This is a genomic window from Enterococcus bulliens (genome assembly GCF_053761865.1).
Genome location: NZ_JBSMXK010000020.1, coordinates 14,847 through 35,239, shown reverse-complemented (window position 1 = coordinate 35,239; position 20,393 = coordinate 14,847). Strand labels below are relative to the sequence as shown.

Sequence of the window (20,393 nt, the reverse complement as noted above, 5' to 3'; positions counted from 1 at the left end):
AGTTGCGTATCATGATTCGTCACGGTAGTGCATTGCTTTTAAACTAAAAAAGATCAAGAGGAAATAATCCTCTTGATCTCCAATAATTCTAAGATTTCTCTTCACCAACATCATTTGACAAAGAGCCCTTTTAAACATCTAAAGAAACGATTGTTTAAAGGCTGCTACATATGAGTGTCTTATTTAGATTGTAATTGTGTCAGCTTAGCAATCACTTGATCGCCTACCCATTCTACTGGGCGCGGTTCAAAAGAACGCAATAACCAAGCTACTCCAGGGATCTTTTTAGAAATAAAAATAGCTTTTGCCATTTCAGTTGAATATTTTCGACCCTTTCCATAAAGTAAGCTAGGACGTACGATCGCACTTGGCAATGGGATATTCTCTAAAAATACTTCGGCTCGCTGTTTTTCACGTAAATACCCTGGATGAAACGGCACACCTTGCGAAGCAGAAATGTAAATAAATGAAAGATGTTTGATATCGCTAATTGCTTGCGTAATGATTTTGACGATTTCATAATGATACCGTCGATACGTAAGATTTTTGGCTTTTTTTTCGGTCAAAATTCCGATTGCATCGACTAAAATATCGCCAGTTTTGATTGTGTCATGCCACTGTTTCGCATCAAAGACATCCGCTTGAATAAACTGAATTTGATCAAACCATGGTTCTGTTCCTTTCGGGCGGCCACTTCTTGAAATACTGATCACTTCATATTGATTGGCCAATGCACGTTTTGCGATGGCTTGACCGACAAAACCACTACCACCAAAAATTACGATTCGTTGTTTTTCCATGAATCCACCCTACTTTCTGTTATATTTGACTCTTCTTAACTCCAATTCCTGTTACCCCACTGACAATCGAAAATAGAGGTGAAAGTAAACTAAAGAAGACAAATGGTGCAAAGGTCAACACAGGAATACCAAAAGTCGAGGCTACAAAACTTCCAGCAATCCCCCACGGAATCAAATAATTGATAACCGTTCCACCATCTTCTAATGTTCGACTTAATACAACAGGTGCTAATTGTTTTTGTCGATAGATGTCTTTAAACGCATTCCCGGGTAAAATCACCGACAAAAATTGTTCTCCAATAAAAATATTTACTCCAATACTAGCTAATAATGTGCTAAAAATCAAAGAAAACGTTGAATTTAATTTAGGAATCAAACGATCCAGTACAGTCGAGATGATTTTCGTTTCAATCAAAATCCCACCAAGTGACAACGCCAGAATAATCAACGCAATCGTCGGTAACATGCTACTGATTCCACCACGCGATAATAATGCATTGATTTGTTCATCGGATGTTTTCGCTGCAAATCCTTGGTCAATGATTTGCGCAAATTCTTTTAACGGTACTCGCTTCATTTCAAGACTGCTCATCACAAGTCCTAATAAAATATTGATAAAAATTGTAGCAATAGCTGGTATATTTTTCCAAGCACATAAAAACATCACAAAGATTGGAATTAAGGCTAACGGAGAGACAAAAAAAGAAGCCTTTAATTGTGCACTAGTTTGCGTAATCGTCTCCAAGGTCGCTGTCGAATCAGTATGACCAAATACCGCGTACAAAATTAAGGACACAACAAATGCGGGTACAGTCGACCACATTAGATTTTTGATATGTTCAAATAAATCTGCCTCAGCAACTGCTGCAGCTAAATTTGTCGATTCTGATAGTGGTGACATCTTATCTCCAAAAACCGCTCCCGATACGATCGCACCTACTACTAATGGTGGATAGATCCCCATGGTTAGACCGATACCAAAAAAAGCAATTCCGATTGTCGACATAATTGTAAATGCACTTCCTACTGCACTTCCTACAATCGCACAAACTAAAAAGACCGTTGGCACAAACCATTCTGCACGTAAAATATGAAATCCATAAACCATTAGTGTCGGAATGATGCCAGCTTGAATCCATACTGCAATCAATGCACCTACTAAAATAAAAATAATGATCGGAATAATTCCTGGTTTAATCCCTTCGACGATTCCACGATGGATTTTGTCAAATGAACGATAGCGAAGTGCGACATATGCCGTTAAAATAGCTAAGACAAATAAAATTGCAACTGTAGCTGACATTTGTACTATAATGACCGAGTAAGCAATACAGGCGATAATCAGTATCAATAGACTCGTCGCTTCAGCAAAAGATGGATCTTGTTTTTTCACTTTTTTTTCCTCATTTCTACTCTCGAACTAAATCGATACAATAGCTTTTAGCCTAGCGATTTTTTTTGTGATTGTCAAACCCTTTTCTGCAAAAAAATAAGACTTTTTGTTATACTAAAGAAAACGGGAGGGATGAGATATGCATTATGCAAAATGGGGATTTAGTTTACTTGGGCTACTGATTTTGTCTGGTTGCCATCAAACACAAACTGACACAACTGCGCTATCATCTAGTACGCAAATGACTTCATCGATCACACAAACAAGTAATACGAAAACAAGTACTACAGAAACTAGTCAAACTACGAACCAATCTAGTACGACAAATTCTGAGATAACAAGTTCAACTAGTTCAACCAACACGACAACTACAGAAGAAGTAGCGATCACACAAACGATCCCTGTAGGAACATTTAAAAATGCAGACAATACACTGACTATCGAACCAAATGGCACGTGGCAATTTTCAGGTGCGATTACATCTAGTGGAACACTTACGATTGCAGCAGAAACTGATCATACTTGGCTTTTAAAATTATATGGCTTCAACAACAATATCGACGGCATTGGAACCTACCAGTTAGCTGTCTTAAATGATTCAGGTACGAAAATGAACTTCGGCTATTTAGGAACATTTACCCGAACTACAAACGCGACAAGTACGTTTGATCCAACACTTTATCAGGTAAATGTATTACAGACTCCAACTGATTTTAATGAAACCTTGATTGGAACTTGGACTACAAAGAATAAAGACTACGACTTTCAAACGACTTATAACTTCAATCCAGACGGCACATTTGAACGTTTCTCTGATGGAAAAGGAATCGCGGATTCAGGTACGTATACCGCGACATTTGACCTTGATGTCATTCATTTGAATTTAGTGACAACAAATCAAAATCAAACATTTACGTATCAATTGCAAAATGGCGAGTTGATCGATCCTGAATTTCCATGGGCGACGTTGGTTCGCAATACGGTCCCTACTACACCATAAAACGATAATAGAACTGGATAATTGCAACGTAATCCCAAAAAGCGTGTCATTTATTTCAGTCATGCTTTTTAGTTTTGAAAGAGCATCTTCTAGAGCACCGTTCATTCATTTTTTAGGGGTGTGACAACCTTTTGTCACACCCCTTTTTTTTACTCTTCTAATCGTTTCGTTAGTCATTCACTGATATCTTTAAATAAAGAGCGTTGTGAAAATTCGACTGATCCATGATCAGCATCATTTATGATCCAATACTCAACGTCTGTTTGAGTCGATTTTACTGCTGTGTACATTTGGGTTGATCGTTCACTTGGGACAAGTTGATCATGATTTCCATGCAATAATAATAACGGTTTAAAGCGGCTTTTTGGATGTACGTAGTGAATTGGACTAGCACATTTCGCTAGCTCGTATAATTGCGTGGCATCGTATGTCTCTGATTTATCAGCCGAAGCTCCTTTTAATAAAATCTTTTCAGGAGATAATTTATCTTGACTAGAAAACATGTTCTCAGGTTGAAATTGTGTGGTGTTGGTCATAGTCAAAAGATTTGAAAATCCATATAAAGAAACAGCAACAGCTAAATCAGTAAACGCTACTGGGATCGTTTCTGGTAATAACTGATCGGTATTGGCTGTTGCCCATAACATTTGCGTCAAATATCCACCTGCTGAGTCGCCCATAACCACGATTTTTTTACGATCGATCGCTAAAGATTCCGCTTGTTCATGCAAAAAGGCTAACGCTGCTTTGGCATCATGAAGTAACGTCGGAAATTGCTCAGGGATCGGACGATAAGCAGCACTAGCAACAACATAACCAGCTTGTGCAAGATAAAGACGTAAGGGTAGCGTTTTATGATAATCCGCTGTGGTAAAGCCCCCTCCTGGTAAAAATAAAATCGCTGGATGTAACGCATTGGTTTCTGGTATTAAGAGATCCATTTTTAATTGTAGACCTGAAGTTAGCTCTTGTTTATAGACTAAATCAACTCGATGTGTAATCTTAGGATCTATCTGTTCCACTTGTTTTTCTTGCGCACCTAGACGTTTTAAATCTATCTGACTTTGTTCCATACTACCGCCTCCATTTTTTATTTTTTCTTTCTAATCGTATCGAACAACGAGACTTTCGTACAGTATAACGCTGAATTCGATTTTTACATTTTCTGTAAAAAGCTTTATACTAAGTAAAACTTTATAAAAAAGGAGAATCAGAATGAACCCTCCAAAGAAAAATTGGATTCAATTTTTGGGTGGAAAAAATTTGATTTTTAGTTTTGTCAGTATCTTGCTAGGCGCTGCTTGTATTTGGATGCTTTCGACAATTTCATTTATTTTCGCACCATTGATGACGATCGTGTCGATTATCATTAAACCAATTATTTTTGCGATGATCTTATATTATATTTTCAATCCGATAGTCAATCGCCTAGAACGATTTATCCCGCGTATTTGGGGTGTATCACTTGTCTTCATTATCGTGATCGGTTTATTAACACTTGGAGGAATTCTCATTTATCCAAGCATTGCAACGCAAACAGCCGAATTGATCCATCAGTTCCCTAAGATATGGGACGATGTTCAAGACATCGTTCAAAAATTTATCGACAGCACACCACTAGCTGATATGTTCAATCAGTCGAAAAATTCGATTGATGAATTATGGACAAAAGTCGAAAGTTACGCTCAAGTGTATCTAGAAAAAGGCGCACATGGCGTAGGAAGTCTTTTTTCTGCAGTCTCGACTACCTTGATTACGCTAATTACAGGACCAATCGTTGCTTTTTTCTTTATCAAAGATAAAAAAAATCTGTATAGTTATAGCTATAAGTTGATTCCTCCTGTCTTTCGCAAAGATTTTTCAACGATCATTTCGATCATTGATCAACAAATCGGTGATTATCTAAAAGGTCAAGTCGTTGCGTCTATTATTCTTGGAATCATCGATTGGCCACTTTTCTTATTGATTGGTCTACCGTTTTCAGGTGTAATCGCTTTGTCAGCTGCTATTTTATGTATCATCCCTTATTTTGGTCCTTTTATCGTTTTTATTCCAGCTATTATTATCGCTTTACAAGTATCGTTTGTGATGGTAATCAAATTTCTAATCGTTTGGTTTAGTGTCCAATTGTTACACAGTCATTTGATTTTGCCGCGTGTGATGGGCGATCGCTTAAAAATGCATCCGGTCACGATTTTATTCGTCCTTTTGGTAATGGCTGAACTCTTAGGTTTAGTCGGCGTGATTTTTGGAATTCCAATCTACTGTGTCGTAAAAGTCTTGATTACTTATCTGTTTAGATTGTTAAAACGACGCTACAACCGGTTCTTTGGAAAAGATGGATGTTACGAAGATGTTGAATTTACTAAAGAGTCTTATTTAAAATAAAAAAATAAGTCGAGTCATTATCGGAATAGGGTTCCCTATTACTGGAATGATTCGACTTATTTCTTTTAGCTGATTCTTTTTTAACCTAGAAAAATTAGCGATAACAACGTCAAAATCGCCAATCCACCTTGTTTAAGTAAAATACGTTTATCACTAGTCACTGCTCCGTAGCAAGCAACTAGTAAAATATACATTAATATTAGGGAAGTGGTTTCTTTTGCGGCATGAGACAGATACAAACTATAGAATAGTAAAAGAGCGATCAACCCATTATAGACGCCTTGGTTTTTAAACAATACTTGTAGACTTTTGCTTTCCATATCTACTTTTGATAAGTTAAACGTCTTTCTGGTTTTACTAGACGTTGTCGCAATCGTTTCTAAATAAAAAATATACAAAAATTCAAGTGCCACCAAGGTCCCTAAAATAAGTGTGATCACAGACATAAACTACGCCTCTTTCTTTTCTACAATTTGTAAAACAGGAGCTGCTGCAACATAATTCGCTACTTTTTTAGCAAATGCTACTAATAATGGATTTGTATTATGAACTTCTGTATTTTCTTTGGTTGCCCAGTTTTCAATCATTACAAATTCATTTGGTGTAGCATGTGATTCGTATAAATCATATGCTAGACAACCTTCTTCTTGTTTAGATGAAGCGATCAAGGCGTTGATTTCAGTTAAAAAATCTTCGCGCGCTTCTGGTTTTACTGCAAATTTTGCATTAACAATAATCATTTTAAAACTCTCCTTTATATCTTATTTAAATGTGGTTACTTTATCTGCAGCTAAACGAACAGATGTATATCCTTCTTCAGCCGCTTTACCAACAGAAAGAATCATAACTGGAACGTAGCGTTCTTTGTCCAAATCAAATGCTTCAGCTAGTTGATCGGCTTCAAATCCACCGATTGGATTTGTATCGTATCCATGGGCACGCGCCACTAACATAAATTGCATTGCTGCTAAACTTGCATCGATTTTTACAACATCATTCATTTCTTGTTTTGTTAATTTTTCATAGTGAGGAATGATTGCCGCTAATTGTTGATCACGTACTTCTTGTGGCATTTTGCCTTCTGCTACGGCTTGGTCATAGATTTCTTCACCATATTCATGACACATCATATCTCCAAAGATTAATACCATTGCTGAAGATGAATCGTTTTGACGTGTGTTAAAACGGATTAGCGGTTTTAATTTTGCTTTTGCTTCGTCACTTTCGACAACGACAAAACGCCAAGGTTGCATATTTACTGAAGAAGGTGCGATTGATGCTTCTTGAATCATTTCTAACATTTCTTCATTGCTAATTTTAACAGATTCGTCATAAACACGAACTGATTTTCTTCCAAAAGTGATTTCTTCAAAATTATTATTTTTTAACATATTCTCTCTTCTTTCATCTCGTTAGTCTTGGTTCATTTTTTGGAGCAAGTGTCTTAACTGTTGGAATTCTTCCTTTGTTAAAGACGGGTAAAACGTTTGTTGGACATTCGTATACTTTTGTTCGCAAGCACGCAACTCTTGATCTGCTTTGGCGGTCAACGTCACAAAGATTTCGCGATTATTCTCTGGATTGCGTTGACGGGCAACATAACCTTTTTCTTCCAAAATCTTCAAGTGTCTTGTGATTGCAGCTTGATCAATTTGTAAGTATTCTTGAAGATGTGTTTGCAAACAAGGTTGATTTTCAATCAAAGCCATCAATAACTCATAACGTGTCAAACTAAATCCGATCTCTTTTTCAAACAGTCGACTAATTTTTTGATCGGTCGATTTCAACAGATACAAAAGTTGGCTGACTTCTCTCAATTCCATTTGCTTTCCTCCCTTCAAAAACATGACGAATCAATAATTGACTAGTCAACTATAACGCCAAATAAATCAGAATGCAACCTTTTTGTTTTATGTTCACTAAAAAATGATTGATCAACAATTGACAAGTCAACTATAAAATATTCTCTCTTTACTTGCAAACGATTTGCTCAAACGAATAGTTTTGTAAGAAAGTTAGGCAAGCCGAAACTTTACTGTCTTTTTTGAAAAGAAAGGTGTAAAATAAAGCCAACATTATATATGAAAGAAAAGGTGGGTTTTACGTTGAAAAAATCAAAAGAAAAACACTCCCTTGCAAATTATGCCAACGGACCTTCTCTTCAAGAAATCAATGGAACAGTTATTGTTCCAAAAGGTAAAGGATTTTTCCGTACGCTGTTAGCCTATTCAGGGCCAGGTGCATTAGTAGCAGTGGGATATATGGACCCAGGAAATTGGTCAACTTCAATTACCGGTGGTCAAAACTTTCAATATCTATTGATGTCTATCATCTTAATGTCTAGTTTGATTGCCATGCTATTGCAATATATGGCTGCAAAATTAGGGATCGTCACGCAACAAGATTTAGCACAAGCCATTCGTGCACGAACAAGTAAAGGGCTTGGTATCGTATTATGGATACTGACAGAACTTGCCATCATGGCGACTGATATTGCCGAAGTTATCGGGGCTGCAATCGCTTTGTATCTATTATTTGGCGTCCCTTTACTTTATGCTGTCTTTATCACTGTTTTTGACGTATTGCTTCTATTATTATTAACCAAGGTCGGATTTCGTAAGATCGAAGCCTTAGTCGTCTGTTTGATTTTTGTGATCTTATTTGTCTTTATCTATCAAGTCGCCTTATCCAATCCAGATTGGATGGCAATGTTTAAAGGCTTTATCCCAACAACACAGACGTTTGCTGATTCGCCTCAAATTGGTGGTCAAACACCGCTGACAGGAGCATTGGGAATCATTGGAGCGACAGTCATGCCTCATAATTTATATTTGCACTCTGCGGTCTCTCAAACACGTGCAATCGATCATCAAGATGAAGAAGCAGTCGCTGAAGCGGTTCGTTTTTCAACTTGGGATTCAAATATCCAACTTAGTTTAGCATTTGTTGTCAATGCTTTGCTTTTGATCATGGGAGTTGCTGTCTTTAAATCAGGTACAGTAAAAGATCCTTCTTTTTTCGGATTATATGAATCCCTATCAGATCCTTCGACACTAAGTAATGGCGTATTGGCCGAAGTCGCGAAATCAGGGATTCTATCGACCTTGTTTGCCGTCGCACTACTCGCTTCAGGCCAAAATTCTACGATTACAGGCACACTGACCGGACAAGTTATCATGGAAGGCTTCATCCATTTGAAACTTCCGATTTGGCTACGTCGTTTAGTCACTCGTTTGATCTCAGTAGTTCCCGTTTTGATCTGTGTTAGTCTAACTAGTCGTAAAGGGACAATCGAAGAGCATACTGCGCTAAATAATCTCATGAATAATTCGCAAGTATTCTTGGCTTTTGCATTGCCGTTTTCGATGATCCCTTTACTGATGATGACCAATAGTTCATTTGAAATGGGAAAACGATTTAGAAATAACTGGATCGTGCAATTTTTTGGATGGGCTTCCGTTCTAAGTTTGACCTATTTGAATTTGATAGGATTGCCTAAACAAATTGAAGATTTTTTTGGCGATCAAGCAACCAATACTCAAATCGAATTTGCTCATCTTATTGCTTATCTGATTATTATGATTGTCATAGGCTTACTGTGTTGGACGACTATTGATTTATATAAAGGAAATAAACGTTTAGCACAGACACAAAAAGAGATCAGGAAATCCTGATCTCTTTTTATGCTTTAAACAATTCATTTAACCCAATCAATTGAGTTAATAGTGTCTGATGATCTGCTTTGATCGAAGATAGATCCATGCTACTTGCCACTTGTTGCGAAATACAAGGTAATTCTTCTTTTACTTCTTTCCCTCTTGGCGTCAAGATCAATTCTACACGTCGCTCATCTTCTTTTGATCGTACTTTTTCTAAATAACCTTTTTTTTCTAATTTTTTTAATAATGGACTCAGTGTTCCAGAATCTAGGTATAAGATTTCGCCTAATTGATTGACTGTCATATGATCTTCTAACGCAATCATCGCAATAAAGCCAGTATAGGTCAAATCGTAAGGATCTAAAAATGTTTTATATTTTTTAATGACTTCTTTTGAAGCCACATAAAGTTGAAAACAAAGTTCCTTGTCTAACATCGTATCGCTCATTTCATCCGCTCCTTTCTTTTAGTATAATCAAGAGTTATTAATTGTCAAATTAAACTATATTGTATACAATATAGTTGTAAACTAAAAAAATATAAAGGAGTTTTTCAACAATGAAAAAAATCTTTTCAACAAAAATGATTAATACTGGCGGCCGCAGTGGAGAAGTCCATTCACCTGATAATTCTTTCCAATTAAATATCGCACCTCCAGGAAGTCGTGCAGAGAATGCGACCAATCCTGAACAGTTATTTGCTGCTGGATATAGTGCATGTTTTAATAGTGCTCTAGATTATTTAAAAAAATCTCGTGGTATCACTGGCGAATCGACCATCGAAGTCATTGTTTCACTATATAACCTTAGCCAAAGTGAATTACCAGACGTTGTATTAGGTGTAGAAATCCGTGGACATGTCGAAGGTCTTTCTTTAGAAGAAACCAAAGAATTACTTGAAATCACAGAACAAACTTGTCCTTATTCACGCGCGACTAAAGGCAATATCGACGTTACAATCGAAGCAATTTAAAAATGGCGCGACAGCATGCTGTCGCGCCATTTTTTACTTATTTCTCTGCTTGTACATAATCGGTCGCTTGAACACCTGCTTGACGACCAAAAATAATAATCTCTGCTACCGAGTTCCCACCGATACGATTTTCACCATGTAATCCACCGGCTAATTCTCCAGCAGCATATAATCCCTTGATTGGTTGATTTTCTTTATTCAACACTTCTGTTTTTGTATTGATCTTCACACCACCCATTGTGTAATGGATTCCCGGTGCGATTTTGATTGCGTAATAGTTTGCTTGATCTAATGGATGCTCCATCGCCGTTGTACGATTGAATGCTTCATCTTTTTGATTTTTAACGGCTTCATTCCATGAAGTCACTGCTTTTTCTAAATTATCTGTAGGCATCTCTAGTTTTTTCGCCAATTCCTCTACACTTTTCGCTTCGACTACGTAGCCTTTTGACGCATAGAATTCAATCGCCGTTGCGCGTGAGCGTACACCTTGGTCAAAAATCAAGTAAGCATCTTTATTGGTTTGTTTATTGATCGCACCAGATACCGCATCACGAGTGTCCAATTCGTTTACAAAACGATTTCCTTCTTCATTGACTAAAATAGCCCCTTCACCACGTACTGCTTCTCCAATTAAAATCCCTTGATCTTGCTGAACAGTTGGATGGATTTGGATTTCATCCATATCGACCGTTTGTCCACCAACAGCTTCGATCATTTTGATTCCATCACCAGTACTACCTGGTTGGTTCGTTGTCACATATCCTTCTAGATCTGGACGATATTCTTTGATGTACTCATCGCTTGCACCGTATCCACCAGTCGTTACGATGACAGCATCTGCTTTAATCGTACGTTCTTTTTCACCTTGGACTTGTGCGACAACCCCGTCTACTTTTCCATCAGTTTCGACTAATTTTTTCACATCTGTATTGACAAAAATCGGGATGTCACGTTTTTCAACGTTCTCTGTCAATCCTTCAACCAAATAACCTCCAATTGCTGATCCATCTGAAGGTCGGTGTGTTCGTTTTTCACTCATTCCACCAGTGATCGTTAAATTATCTAGTTTGATTCCGATACCGTCTAACCAATCGATTGCATCTGCTGAATGATCAACAAAATAGCGCAATAGTTCTTTATCATTTGTCCCATGCCCACCTTTTAGTGTTTCCTCATAAAACAAATCATTGCTATCTTCGATTCCTTGTTCTTTTTGGAATTTTGTATTGGATGCATTCATTCCACTTGAAGATTTTGAAGTATTTCCGCCGACAACTGGCATTTTTTCTAAAATAACTGGATTCTTCCCTTTATCTTTTGCTTCAATAGCGGCTGTCATTCCAGCACCACCAGAACCGACAATCACAATATCATACTCATCTTTTAATTCTTTAGGGTCGGTATACCCCGCTTCTGAAGCACCAGATTCAACATCCGTTTCTTCTTTCTTGTTTTCTTCTTTTTTAGTTGTAGTTTGTTCCGTTTTTTCTTTTTCATCTTGCGTACGTGGCGCATCTGGTTCAAAAATTGCACAACCAGATAATGATGCTCCCATAACAAGTAAAGCTCCCCATGTGATCAAACTTTTTTTCTTCATTTTATCCTCCTAGTAGTTGTTTTTTTATCTTCTTTTACTTTATCAAAAAGATTGTGAAATTACAATCAATCTATTAAGCTTTCTCATCTAAAAATAATTTTATCCCCTTTTATTTGCTATTTTATATTTGTGATAATTACTCTTTTTTGTAGATATTCTTCTTTTATTTTTTTTGAAACTGTTATTTTAAAAAAAAATGAAAAAGAATGATTGACTTTTAGTGATGAGAGTTCTAATATACAATCTTGATTGCTAAATTAGCATGTATTTGAGGAGGAATGATTTTGTGAACATTTTAAAAAGGTGGTTAGTTGGGAAGCCTTTGAAGTCTGCTGAAAACGACGAACATAAATTAGGCCGTTTAGCAGCTTTGGCGTTACTTTCTTCTGATGCCTTATCGTCCATTGCCTATGGAACAGAACAAATTGTTGTGGTATTGGTCGCATTATCTACAGCGGCGATTTGGTATTCATTGCCAATTGCTTTTTTCGTTATTATTCTATTGATTTCATTAACATTATCTTATCGTCAAATTATCCATGCCTATCCTAAAGGCGGCGGAGCCTACGTCGTCAGCAGTGAAAATCTTGGGCAAAATGCAGGACTGATTGCTGGAGGCTCTTTATTAGTCGACTACATGTTAACCGTCGCCGTCTCAGTTTCAGCAGGAGCAGAAGCGATTATTTCTGCCATCCCTTCTCTTGGCCGTCATCAAGTCGCAATCTCTGTTGTGATCGTGATCTTGATTATGATGATGAACTTGCGCGGACTTAGAGAATCCGCAAGCTTTTTAATGATTCCTGTCTATAGTTTTATTGCCATTATTTCATTATTGATCGCCTATGGATTGTTTAAGATCTTGACTGGACAAGCACCACTACATGCGACAGCTGCTGTTGGTACTGCAGTTCCAGGTGTTTCATTGGCACTGATTTTAAGAGCTTTTTCTTCAGGATCTTCTTCTTTGACTGGTGTCGAAGCGATCAGTAATGCGGTGCCGTTTTTCAAAAAACCACGTGCAAAAAATGCAGCTGGAACATTGGCATTGATGTCACTGATTTTAGGTTTTTTCTTTGTCGGAATTACATTTATCAACTATTGGTATGGCATCGTGCCTGAAAAAGAAGTCACTGTCTTATCGCAAATCGGAAAAACGATTTTTGGTGGAGGAATCTTCTTTTATATCTTGCAATTTGCTACGGCGCTCATTTTGGCCGTAGCAGCCAATACTGGATTTTCAGCGTTCCCAGTACTCGCCTATAATTTATCAAAAGATAAATTTATGCCACATATGTACCAAGACCGCGGTGATCGCTTAGGTTACTCTAATGGAATCATTACATTAGCTCTAGGTTCGATCGTGTTGCTTTTTATTTTCCAAGGATCGACGGAACGCTTGATTCCCCTTTATTCTATTGGAGTATTTACACCTTTTGCTCTATCACAAAGTGGGATGGTGGTTAGATGGTATAAACAAAAAGAACATTGGCTACGTCGTTCATTAGCCAATATTATTGGTGCCTTGATTTCTTATTTGATCATTATCATTCTTTTAATGTATCGACTAAATGATATTTGGCCTTACTTTATTATTATGCCAGTTTTACTGATCATTTTTTATAAAATCAACCATCATTATAAAAATGTTGCCGAACAACTTCGACTAGAAAATGAATGCGAACTACATGATTATGCTGGGAATACCGTCATCGTATTGGTGGGTAATGTTACCCAAGTCAATATTGGCGCTTTAAATTATGCTCGTTCGATCGGGGATTATGTCATTGCAATGCACGTTTCTCTTGACGAAGATATCAAAAAAGAACGTGAAATCGAATCTGAGTTTCGTCAACATTTCCCAGATGTACGATTTTCAATCGTTCACTCGTCATACCGCTCGATTGAGAACCCAATTATTCGTTATGTTGATCGGGTCAGTAAACATGCTGCACAACAAAATTACACAACGACTGTCTTGATCCCACAGTTTCTACCGAATAAGCGCTGGCAAAATATTTTGCATAACCAAACAAGTTTAAAACTGCGGTTGCGTCTAGCCACCAGACAAAATATTATTCTAGCCACGTATAGTTATCATTTGAAAAAATAAGTCAACAAAAGGGGTGTGACAGAAGTCTGTCACGCCCCTTTAAAAATCGAATAAACGGTGTTCCAGAAGTAGCTCCTTTGAAAAATAAGCCGCATCATGACCGAAATAGAGGAATCTATTACCGGAAATGATGCGGCTTATTTTTTAGAGCTGTCCACTTCTGTCACAGCTTTGTTTACGATACTCGTTTATACACATCAATGACTTCTTTAGCTAGATCAGTAAATGTGATACTCGTCATCAAGTGATCTTGACTGTGGATCGTCAATAAATTGACTTTAAAGGTTTCTCCATTAGCTTCTGCAGTCAGTAATTTTGTTTGTGCTTGATGCGCTTGCACTAATGATTCCTCAGCTAATTTGATTTTTTCTTTAGCTAAGTCAAACTCACCTTTTTTAGCAGCTTGGATGGCCTCCATAGCATCACTTTTTGCATTTCCAGCATAAATAATTAGTCCCATGATTTCTTGAAGTTGTTCTTGATTCATTTCATCCATGTACTCGCCCTCTTACTTTGCTTCAATCATTGTGATTGCTGTATTTAAAACATTTTCACCATTCATTGTACCGTAGTCACGCATGTCGATGACACTTACTGGGATATTTTTTCCTGCAACTTTTTCTTCGAATTGACCTTTCATAAAGCGAACTTGTGGTCCTAACATCAAGACATCGATCGGATGATTGGTATCTGCTAATTTGCCATCAGCTTCTGAAGAAGAAACTGCAAAAATATCGGCTTCTAATCCTTTTGCCTCTGCGGCTTTTTGCATTTTTTGAACCAATAAACTAGTACTCATTCCAGCTGAACATACAAGCATAATTCTTTTCATTAGTAAACACTCTCCTTAATATAAGTCATTACACTTTTTATAAAGCAAGATACGTGCCAAATTTTTCATTGATTTCATTAGGCTTAGTCGTTACACACAATCTAAAAAAATCACACAGTGTGTAATTCTAACTGTTTTGTTGTAAATTTTGTACAAGATAGGTAATATTTTTTACTTCTTCGAAAACCAAACCTTGCTCGTATTGAGTAATGAACTGCTGATTCAGTTGTGTAATCTTATCGAAAATAGCTTGATCCAATTCCAAAAATGGACTTTTTTCTAATCGCCATTCAGGATCTTGTTGTCGTTTCAATGCAGCAGCAATATGCATCTTCAATCCTTCTTGTGCTTCTTCATCTAGTGAAAAGTAGTGCGTCAATTGTTTGACATATCGTGTCGCTAGCTGTAGATAAGCATCAAATGCTTGATCGGCTTTTTGCTGTGTCTGCAAAGTGATCCCGATCGTTTCAAAAAAGAGCTGCCGTATTTTGGGATCAAAAAAGTCTGCTACAGCTAAAAATGGTTGTGTTTTCGTAGGATCTTTATGGGTTCCGATCATCCCGATAATTTGATAGTTTTGAACGATTTGTTGGTAATCATCGTCAAATCGTGATTGGTCTAAAAAAGGCAACGTAATGATCGTAGCTTGTTTCGGATCTACGATTTCAGTTAAAATCGATTCTGTTAACTTTGCAACACCAGCACCCGTATAGCATGTCACTAAAATCGCCGCTTTTTTTGCAGTTATGGGATCTTCTGCATTTAAAGAAGCCAGTAATGATTGACGAATACTTTGGCTGATTTCACTCACACTACGTCCAGCACTAGCCATACGTAAGCTTTCTATGACCAGCATGGTACTCGAAAAAGCGACTGTGGCAGTCGGAATTTGGTATTCAGCTGCAATCAATTGACTAAAGGTATTGGGTGAACCCATATCGGTTAAAAAAATGATCCCTTTTTCATAGTATTCTTGGTGTTGCTCTAGCTCTTGTTGGATCACTTGATAGACTTGCTCTGTTTTCATTTGTAACGGCATATCAAAAGCCATTCCTTTAGTTGTTCCTAAAAGCGTCTGAGCTGTTTTTAGCATACTTGATGCAGTCGATTCACCATGCATGATTACCATCACGGCAACTGTATGTGGCACTGGCTTTTCGTGTGCAGCTTCTTCAACAAAAAACATCGTTAAAAAGCCGATTTCATCTAAAGGAATATCGATTTGATAACTTTCTTCAATTCTTAATGCAATTTCCATCGCTAGCTGAAATTCTAGCAAATGCTTGCGTCTGACACCATTGAGATCAGGATAGGTGATTTGTTTTTTTTGACGCAATCGTTCAATCATCGCTTGCACGTGTAAGGCAAATGCAAAACGATTTTTCTCAGAGTAGCTTCGTTGAAATTTTTCTTGTGCTTGATCAAAAAATTGATTGACAAGTTCCCATAATGTACTGCTAATGATTTCTTGATACATCGAACTATGGGACAAATCTTCGATATAGGAATCAAAATAATGTTCGACATCTTTTTCGATCAGCTGTTCCAAATCTAGCGGTGGAATATCATTTTCTTCTAACGTATCTAAAGTATAAGTAATGGTCTGGTAGACATCCATCTTAGCTGTCTGATCTTGGGACCAGACTCCTCTGGTTTCACCCGGTTCAAATAATAGTCGCGTTTTTTGCGGATGGACCAAAAGATTTAACTGTTCCGTATAGTCATTTAATCGCAATAGCCCTTTTTGGATCGCTAAAGGCAGATCATTTTTTTCGATTTGTAGACTCATAGTTTCCTTATTCGTTGCAAAATGTAAAAATGCTTTTGCGCAGACTAACTTCAGGTCCCGTTTTAACTGTCCCACATTCCCCTTAGTTTCATAGGTCAAAAAAGCCAAGACACTTTGACGATCGATCTCGATACTTTTATTTAAACGATTGGCTTCTTGTTGCAAAAAGTCCTCAATAATCCCAAAGCGCTCATGTAGCGTTCGTTTCGCTAATGGTGGCAATTCGATTTGCATCGGGATGCGTCTAGTGAATGTTTCTAAAAACATACTGCTTGTCTCTGTCGTAGCCCCAATGATTTGCACGGTTGCATGGTGCTCTTCTTGCGCGCCTAGTGGTCGATAACTTCCTTTATCAATAAACGTAAATAACATTTCTTGTCCTTCTGGAGGTAAGCGGTGGATCTCATCTAAAAATAATAAGCCTTTGTCGGCTTGAGCAACTAGACCGACTTGTGTTTTTGCATCCGTATAAGCCCCTTTATATACTCCAAAAATATGCGCAAAAAGCAACTGCGGATTTTGTGCATAATCAGCACAGTTAAATGTAATAAAAGGCGCGTTATGATCTAAAACATTGGCTTCTAATGCAAATTGATACATACACTCTGCAAATAAAGTTTTCCCTGTTCCCGTTTCTCCAAATAATAAAGTTGGCAAACCGTGTGGAGGATAGAGAATTGCCGCTTTTGCTTTTTGGATCGCATTTTTTAATGAATCCTCTACTCCAATCAAATCACGAAATGAAAGCATTGGAAGTTCTAAATCAATGACACTGTACTTTACCGGTCGTTCGTCGGTTTTCATCACTTTATGTTCTTTGACTAACTCATTTAAATAGCGACTAGCATTCGTACGATCAAGCTGTAATGCTTGAGCGAGCTCACTTGCACTCATAGGTTCTGACTGTTCAGCTAAAAAATGAAAAACTTGCTCTTTTTTTGTCATCAGCTCACACCTTTCTACTGCTCATTATAAGTGATTCAAAAAAAAGAAACCATTCATCTTTTCAAATGAATGGTTTCTTTTTTATTTCGATTTGACTTCTGCTAAGGCTTTTTGAATCGCTTGTGCTTGAAATTCAGCCGTTGCTTTTTCCGTCAAGGCTTTTTGCTCTGCAGCAGATAAGGCTGGATTTTTCTTCATCGCTGCCATCACTTGCTCTGTTACATAAGTTTTGCCGTCTTTTTTTAATTGATCTTGCTGTTTGGTCATCAATTCTCCAAATGCTTTGGCTTGATCAACTGTTAATTCAGTCCAAGTTTCAGGTAAATAAAACGTATTGTGTTCTTCAGTTAGTTCATGATCATTATCTGCGATCCCAAATAATAAACGTGACCAATCGCTTTGATATTCCCAATAGGTCTTACTTTGAACTAAGGTCGCTTGATCGTCACTTGCTTTTTTCACTTCATTTACGACATGATCAGTTCCTGTTTTGGCAGGTGTTTTTTGATCTTGTTTTGTATTATACAAGTACACTTTTTCCGTACCATCCCCTAAAGGTTGATACATCAAAACATTGACTCCTTTACTATTGATCGAACTATAAAGAGTTTGCCCCTTGTCTTTAGTCGTAACAGTTACTTTTTCCATACCGAAATGTTGTGAATAATTCAATGTGACCAACGTCAAGCTAGCAATAAACACTAACCCTAATACGACGGCGATGGTGTTTTGAATCGCTGATTTCGCAAAAATAAAACTTCCTGCAAATAATAGAGCACTAATCACTAAAATCACTAAAATCATTTTGCGATCGCCTCCTTTTCAGCTTTAGTTGCTACAACTTTATTGGTGATAAAGAAAGCAATGATCAATCCGATCAAACTGAACCCAACAGCTACTAAAAAGGCTGCATGATAGCCATCAAGCATCGCTGAAGTTGCTTGTGCTTTATAGGTTAACGGTGTTGCATCTAACACAGCTTTTTTAGGCATTGAATCATTGATACGATTTGTCAACACACTGATCAAGATGGCTGTTCCTACTGAACTTGCTACTTGTCTAAATGTATTGTTCACAGCTGTACCGTGTGTGACTAATTTTTGTGGTAGAGCATTCATTCCAGAAGTCGTAACCGGCATCATCACCATCGAGATCGCGAACATCCGGATCCCATATAATACGATGATGTAAATCACCGGGGTCGTTTCAGTTAAAAACATAAAGGGTGCCGTAGCGGCAGTCAATAAAAACATCCCCGTAATGGCTAAGCGCTTAGCTCCGATTTTATCAAAAATAATTCCGGTAATCGGCATCATTATCCCTAAAGCCAATGCTCCTGGTAGTAACATCAATCCAGAATGGAAAGCTGATTCACCACGAATATTTTGGATGTATAACGGTAACACCATTTCAGCTCCAATCAAGGCCATATTGGTTACACCTGATAAAATCGACGCAATCGTAAAGATCGGTGATTTAAACACACGTAATTCTAAAAATGGTGTATCTAATTTCAATTGACGGATACTAAAAATGGCGATCACAATGATCCCAACGATCATAAATGACCATACTTTCATACTCTCCCAGCCATCGTCACCAACACTTGAGAAGGCATAAAGAAGTGAGCCAAAACCGACAGAAGACATTAAAATCGACGGAATATCGATTGCAGGATTCGATAATGGAATCACACTCTTCATCATGAAAAAGGCTAGGATCAATACAATAATCACGATTGGAATGATCATACCAAATAGATCACGCCAAGAATAGTGATCGATGATCCAACCAGATAATGTTGGTCCTAAAGCTGGAGCTAATCCAATAACAATCCCAGTTGCACCTAACGCTGCTCCGCGTTTTTCTGGAGGGAAGATTGTTAACATGATGTTTTGCAATAATGGAATCGAAATCCCAACACCAGCAGCTTGTACCAAACGTCCAGCTAATAAGATTGGGAAACTAGTTGCCGCAAAACATAAAATTGTTCCGATCAAGAACACGGTCATTGACCATAAATACAACGCACGAGAAGTAAACTTGTTCATCATCCACGCTGAAATTGGGATCATAATCCCATTTACTAATAAAAAGCCAGTTGTTAACCACTGCACTGTTGCTGCAGTGATATCAAATGTTTTCATTAAAGTTGGAAATGCTGTAGTTAACAGCGTTTGATTTAATACCGTACAAAATGTTCCGATTAATAAAACCGCAACTAATAGCGTTCGATTATAGGGTTTGCCATATATATCGACAGCTTGATTTTCTTTCATGGTGGACCTTCCTTTCATAACTCAAAATTCTGATGCAGCATGCTATACTTTAAACTGTTTTCGATTCTTTGTCAACTAACTTGACACACTTGGAAATAAAAGTATAATCGAGGTAGATTAATTATCAAGAAAGAAGGATACCCATGTTTTCAACCTTACGCAAATGGTTAGAAAGTGATGAACTGCGAATTGGAATCAGTGAATTGAGTAAAATGAGCCAAACCTCGCCACGTCAGTTACGCTATTGGGAAGAAAAAGGCTATATTACATCGATTAATCCAGAAACATCTACTCATCGGTCGTATCGATTACAAGCTGTTGTGATGGTTGAAATGATCAAATATTATTTAGACCAGGGATTTACACTAACAAAAGCTGCTGAAAAAGCACAAGATCGCCTTACAAAAGTGCAACATGTTCGCACTGTCTTCTCTAAATTTATCAAAGATTCTGAAGTCATCGCTGATCGATTCGTTTTATTTACCATCGGCAAATTTGAAGCAAAAAATGAACGCTTATTGATCGTTCATGATCTAAAAGAAGATACGCTAGATTATCACGTCATTGTTGGCGATGCACCTATTGATTACAATGCTTATTGCACAAAAAAACTTGAGTAGTTACTA

At 37.4% G+C, this 20,393-nt stretch carries 20 protein-coding genes; 6 read left to right on the top strand and 14 right to left on the bottom strand.

Annotated features, from left to right (window positions below; all coding sequences use genetic code 11):
• Nucleotides 1–179: 179 nt before the first annotated feature.
• Complete coding sequence (locus ACWOEC_RS10000) at nt 180–800, bottom strand: NAD-dependent epimerase/dehydratase family protein (RefSeq protein WP_455307887.1); 621 nt, start codon at nt 798–800, stop codon at nt 180–182.
• A gap of 19 nt (nt 801–819) precedes the next feature.
• Nucleotides 820–2,193, bottom strand: a complete 1,374-nt coding sequence (gene nhaC / locus ACWOEC_RS09995) for a Na+/H+ antiporter NhaC (protein WP_455307885.1) — start codon at nt 2,191–2,193, stop codon at nt 820–822.
• A gap of 139 nt (nt 2,194–2,332) precedes the next feature.
• Between nhaC and ACWOEC_RS09990 the strand changes: the two genes are divergently transcribed.
• Nucleotides 2,333–3,193 (top strand): hypothetical protein, encoded by an 861-nt coding sequence (locus ACWOEC_RS09990; protein WP_455307883.1) that lies wholly within the window; start codon nt 2,333–2,335, stop codon nt 3,191–3,193.
• Between the two features lie 173 nt (nt 3,194–3,366).
• On the opposite strand, the gene ACWOEC_RS09985 is transcribed toward ACWOEC_RS09990, so the two are convergent.
• Entirely contained in the window at nt 3,367–4,266 is a 900-nt protein-coding gene (locus tag ACWOEC_RS09985) for an alpha/beta hydrolase fold domain-containing protein (protein ID WP_455307881.1), read from the bottom strand.
• Nucleotides 4,267–4,408: 142 nt separating this feature from the next.
• On the opposite strand from ACWOEC_RS09985, the gene ACWOEC_RS09980 reads away from it, so the two are divergent.
• Nucleotides 4,409–5,581, top strand: coding sequence for an AI-2E family transporter (locus ACWOEC_RS09980; protein ID WP_455307879.1), 1,173 nt, complete (start codon nt 4,409–4,411; stop codon nt 5,579–5,581).
• 80 nt (nt 5,582–5,661) lie between these two features.
• Here ACWOEC_RS09980 and ACWOEC_RS09975 read toward each other — a convergent pair whose 3' ends face one another.
• From ACWOEC_RS09975 to ACWOEC_RS09960, 4 genes are read right to left on the bottom strand one after another with little or no spacing between them, the layout of a single operon-like run.
• Nucleotides 5,662–6,027 carry a DUF1304 domain-containing protein gene (locus tag ACWOEC_RS09975; RefSeq protein WP_455307877.1) on the bottom strand — a complete coding sequence of 122 codons (366 nt, stop codon included), beginning with the start codon at nt 6,025–6,027 and terminating at the stop codon, nt 5,662–5,664.
• A 3-nt stretch (nt 6,028–6,030) separates the two neighbouring features.
• Entirely contained in the window at nt 6,031–6,321 is a 291-nt protein-coding gene (locus ACWOEC_RS09970; RefSeq protein WP_455307875.1) for a putative quinol monooxygenase, read from the bottom strand.
• A 21-nt stretch (nt 6,322–6,342) separates the two neighbouring features.
• Nucleotides 6,343–6,972, bottom strand: a complete 630-nt coding sequence (locus tag ACWOEC_RS09965; protein WP_297075755.1) for a nitroreductase family protein — start codon at nt 6,970–6,972, stop codon at nt 6,343–6,345.
• Nucleotides 6,973–6,993: 21 nt separating this feature from the next.
• Entirely contained in the window at nt 6,994–7,404 is a 411-nt protein-coding gene (locus ACWOEC_RS09960; protein WP_297075753.1) for a MarR family winged helix-turn-helix transcriptional regulator, read from the bottom strand.
• 282 nt (nt 7,405–7,686) lie between these two features.
• Between ACWOEC_RS09960 and ACWOEC_RS09955 the strand changes: the two genes are divergently transcribed.
• Nucleotides 7,687–9,255, top strand: a complete 1,569-nt coding sequence (locus tag ACWOEC_RS09955; RefSeq protein ID WP_455307872.1) for an Nramp family divalent metal transporter — start codon at nt 7,687–7,689, stop codon at nt 9,253–9,255.
• 7 nt (nt 9,256–9,262) lie between these two features.
• On the opposite strand, the gene ACWOEC_RS09950 is transcribed toward ACWOEC_RS09955, so the two are convergent.
• Nucleotides 9,263–9,688 carry a MarR family winged helix-turn-helix transcriptional regulator gene (locus ACWOEC_RS09950; protein WP_297075747.1) on the bottom strand — a complete coding sequence of 142 codons (426 nt, stop codon included), beginning with the start codon at nt 9,686–9,688 and terminating at the stop codon, nt 9,263–9,265.
• Between the two features lie 110 nt (nt 9,689–9,798).
• Here ACWOEC_RS09950 and ACWOEC_RS09945 point away from each other — a divergent pair, with 110 nt between their 5' ends.
• The gene (locus ACWOEC_RS09945; RefSeq protein ID WP_455307871.1) at nt 9,799–10,212 is read left to right on the top strand and encodes an Ohr family peroxiredoxin; all 414 of its coding nucleotides are present in this window, start codon (nt 9,799–9,801) and stop codon (nt 10,210–10,212) included.
• A 37-nt stretch (nt 10,213–10,249) separates the two neighbouring features.
• Here the strand turns inward: ACWOEC_RS09945 and ACWOEC_RS09940 are convergent, their stop codons facing one another.
• Nucleotides 10,250–11,812, bottom strand: coding sequence for a flavocytochrome c (locus ACWOEC_RS09940; RefSeq protein ID WP_455307869.1), 1,563 nt, complete (start codon nt 11,810–11,812; stop codon nt 10,250–10,252).
• A gap of 286 nt (nt 11,813–12,098) precedes the next feature.
• On the opposite strand from ACWOEC_RS09940, the gene ACWOEC_RS09935 reads away from it, so the two are divergent.
• Nucleotides 12,099–13,922: an APC family permease gene (locus ACWOEC_RS09935; protein ID WP_297075740.1), complete on the top strand. Its 1,824-nt coding sequence runs from the start codon at nt 12,099–12,101 to the stop codon at nt 13,920–13,922.
• Nucleotides 13,923–14,097: 175 nt separating this feature from the next.
• On the opposite strand, the gene ACWOEC_RS09930 is transcribed toward ACWOEC_RS09935, so the two are convergent.
• From ACWOEC_RS09930 to ACWOEC_RS09910, 5 genes are all read right to left on the bottom strand, one after another.
• Nucleotides 14,098–14,409: a PTS lactose/cellobiose transporter subunit IIA gene (locus tag ACWOEC_RS09930; protein ID WP_455307893.1), complete on the bottom strand. Its 312-nt coding sequence runs from the start codon at nt 14,407–14,409 to the stop codon at nt 14,098–14,100.
• 21 nt (nt 14,410–14,430) lie between these two features.
• The gene (locus tag ACWOEC_RS09925; RefSeq protein WP_455307867.1) at nt 14,431–14,754 is read right to left on the bottom strand and encodes a PTS sugar transporter subunit IIB; all 324 of its coding nucleotides are present in this window, start codon (nt 14,752–14,754) and stop codon (nt 14,431–14,433) included.
• A gap of 127 nt (nt 14,755–14,881) precedes the next feature.
• Nucleotides 14,882–17,488 (bottom strand): sigma-54-dependent transcriptional regulator, encoded by a 2,607-nt coding sequence (locus ACWOEC_RS09920; protein WP_455307865.1) that lies wholly within the window; start codon nt 17,486–17,488, stop codon nt 14,882–14,884.
• Between the two features lie 81 nt (nt 17,489–17,569).
• Complete coding sequence (locus ACWOEC_RS09915; protein ID WP_455307863.1) at nt 17,570–18,292, bottom strand: DUF4811 domain-containing protein; 723 nt, start codon at nt 18,290–18,292, stop codon at nt 17,570–17,572.
• The gene (locus ACWOEC_RS09910; RefSeq protein WP_455307861.1) at nt 18,289–19,767 is read right to left on the bottom strand and encodes an MDR family MFS transporter; all 1,479 of its coding nucleotides are present in this window, start codon (nt 19,765–19,767) and stop codon (nt 18,289–18,291) included. The genes ACWOEC_RS09915 and ACWOEC_RS09910 overlap by 4 nt, the downstream gene beginning before the upstream one ends.
• Nucleotides 19,768–19,910: 143 nt before the next feature.
• On the opposite strand from ACWOEC_RS09910, the gene ACWOEC_RS09905 reads away from it, so the two are divergent.
• The gene (locus ACWOEC_RS09905; RefSeq protein ID WP_297075726.1) at nt 19,911–20,387 is read left to right on the top strand and encodes a MerR family transcriptional regulator; all 477 of its coding nucleotides are present in this window, start codon (nt 19,911–19,913) and stop codon (nt 20,385–20,387) included.
• The last annotated feature ends 6 nt before the right edge of the window (nt 20,388–20,393 follow it).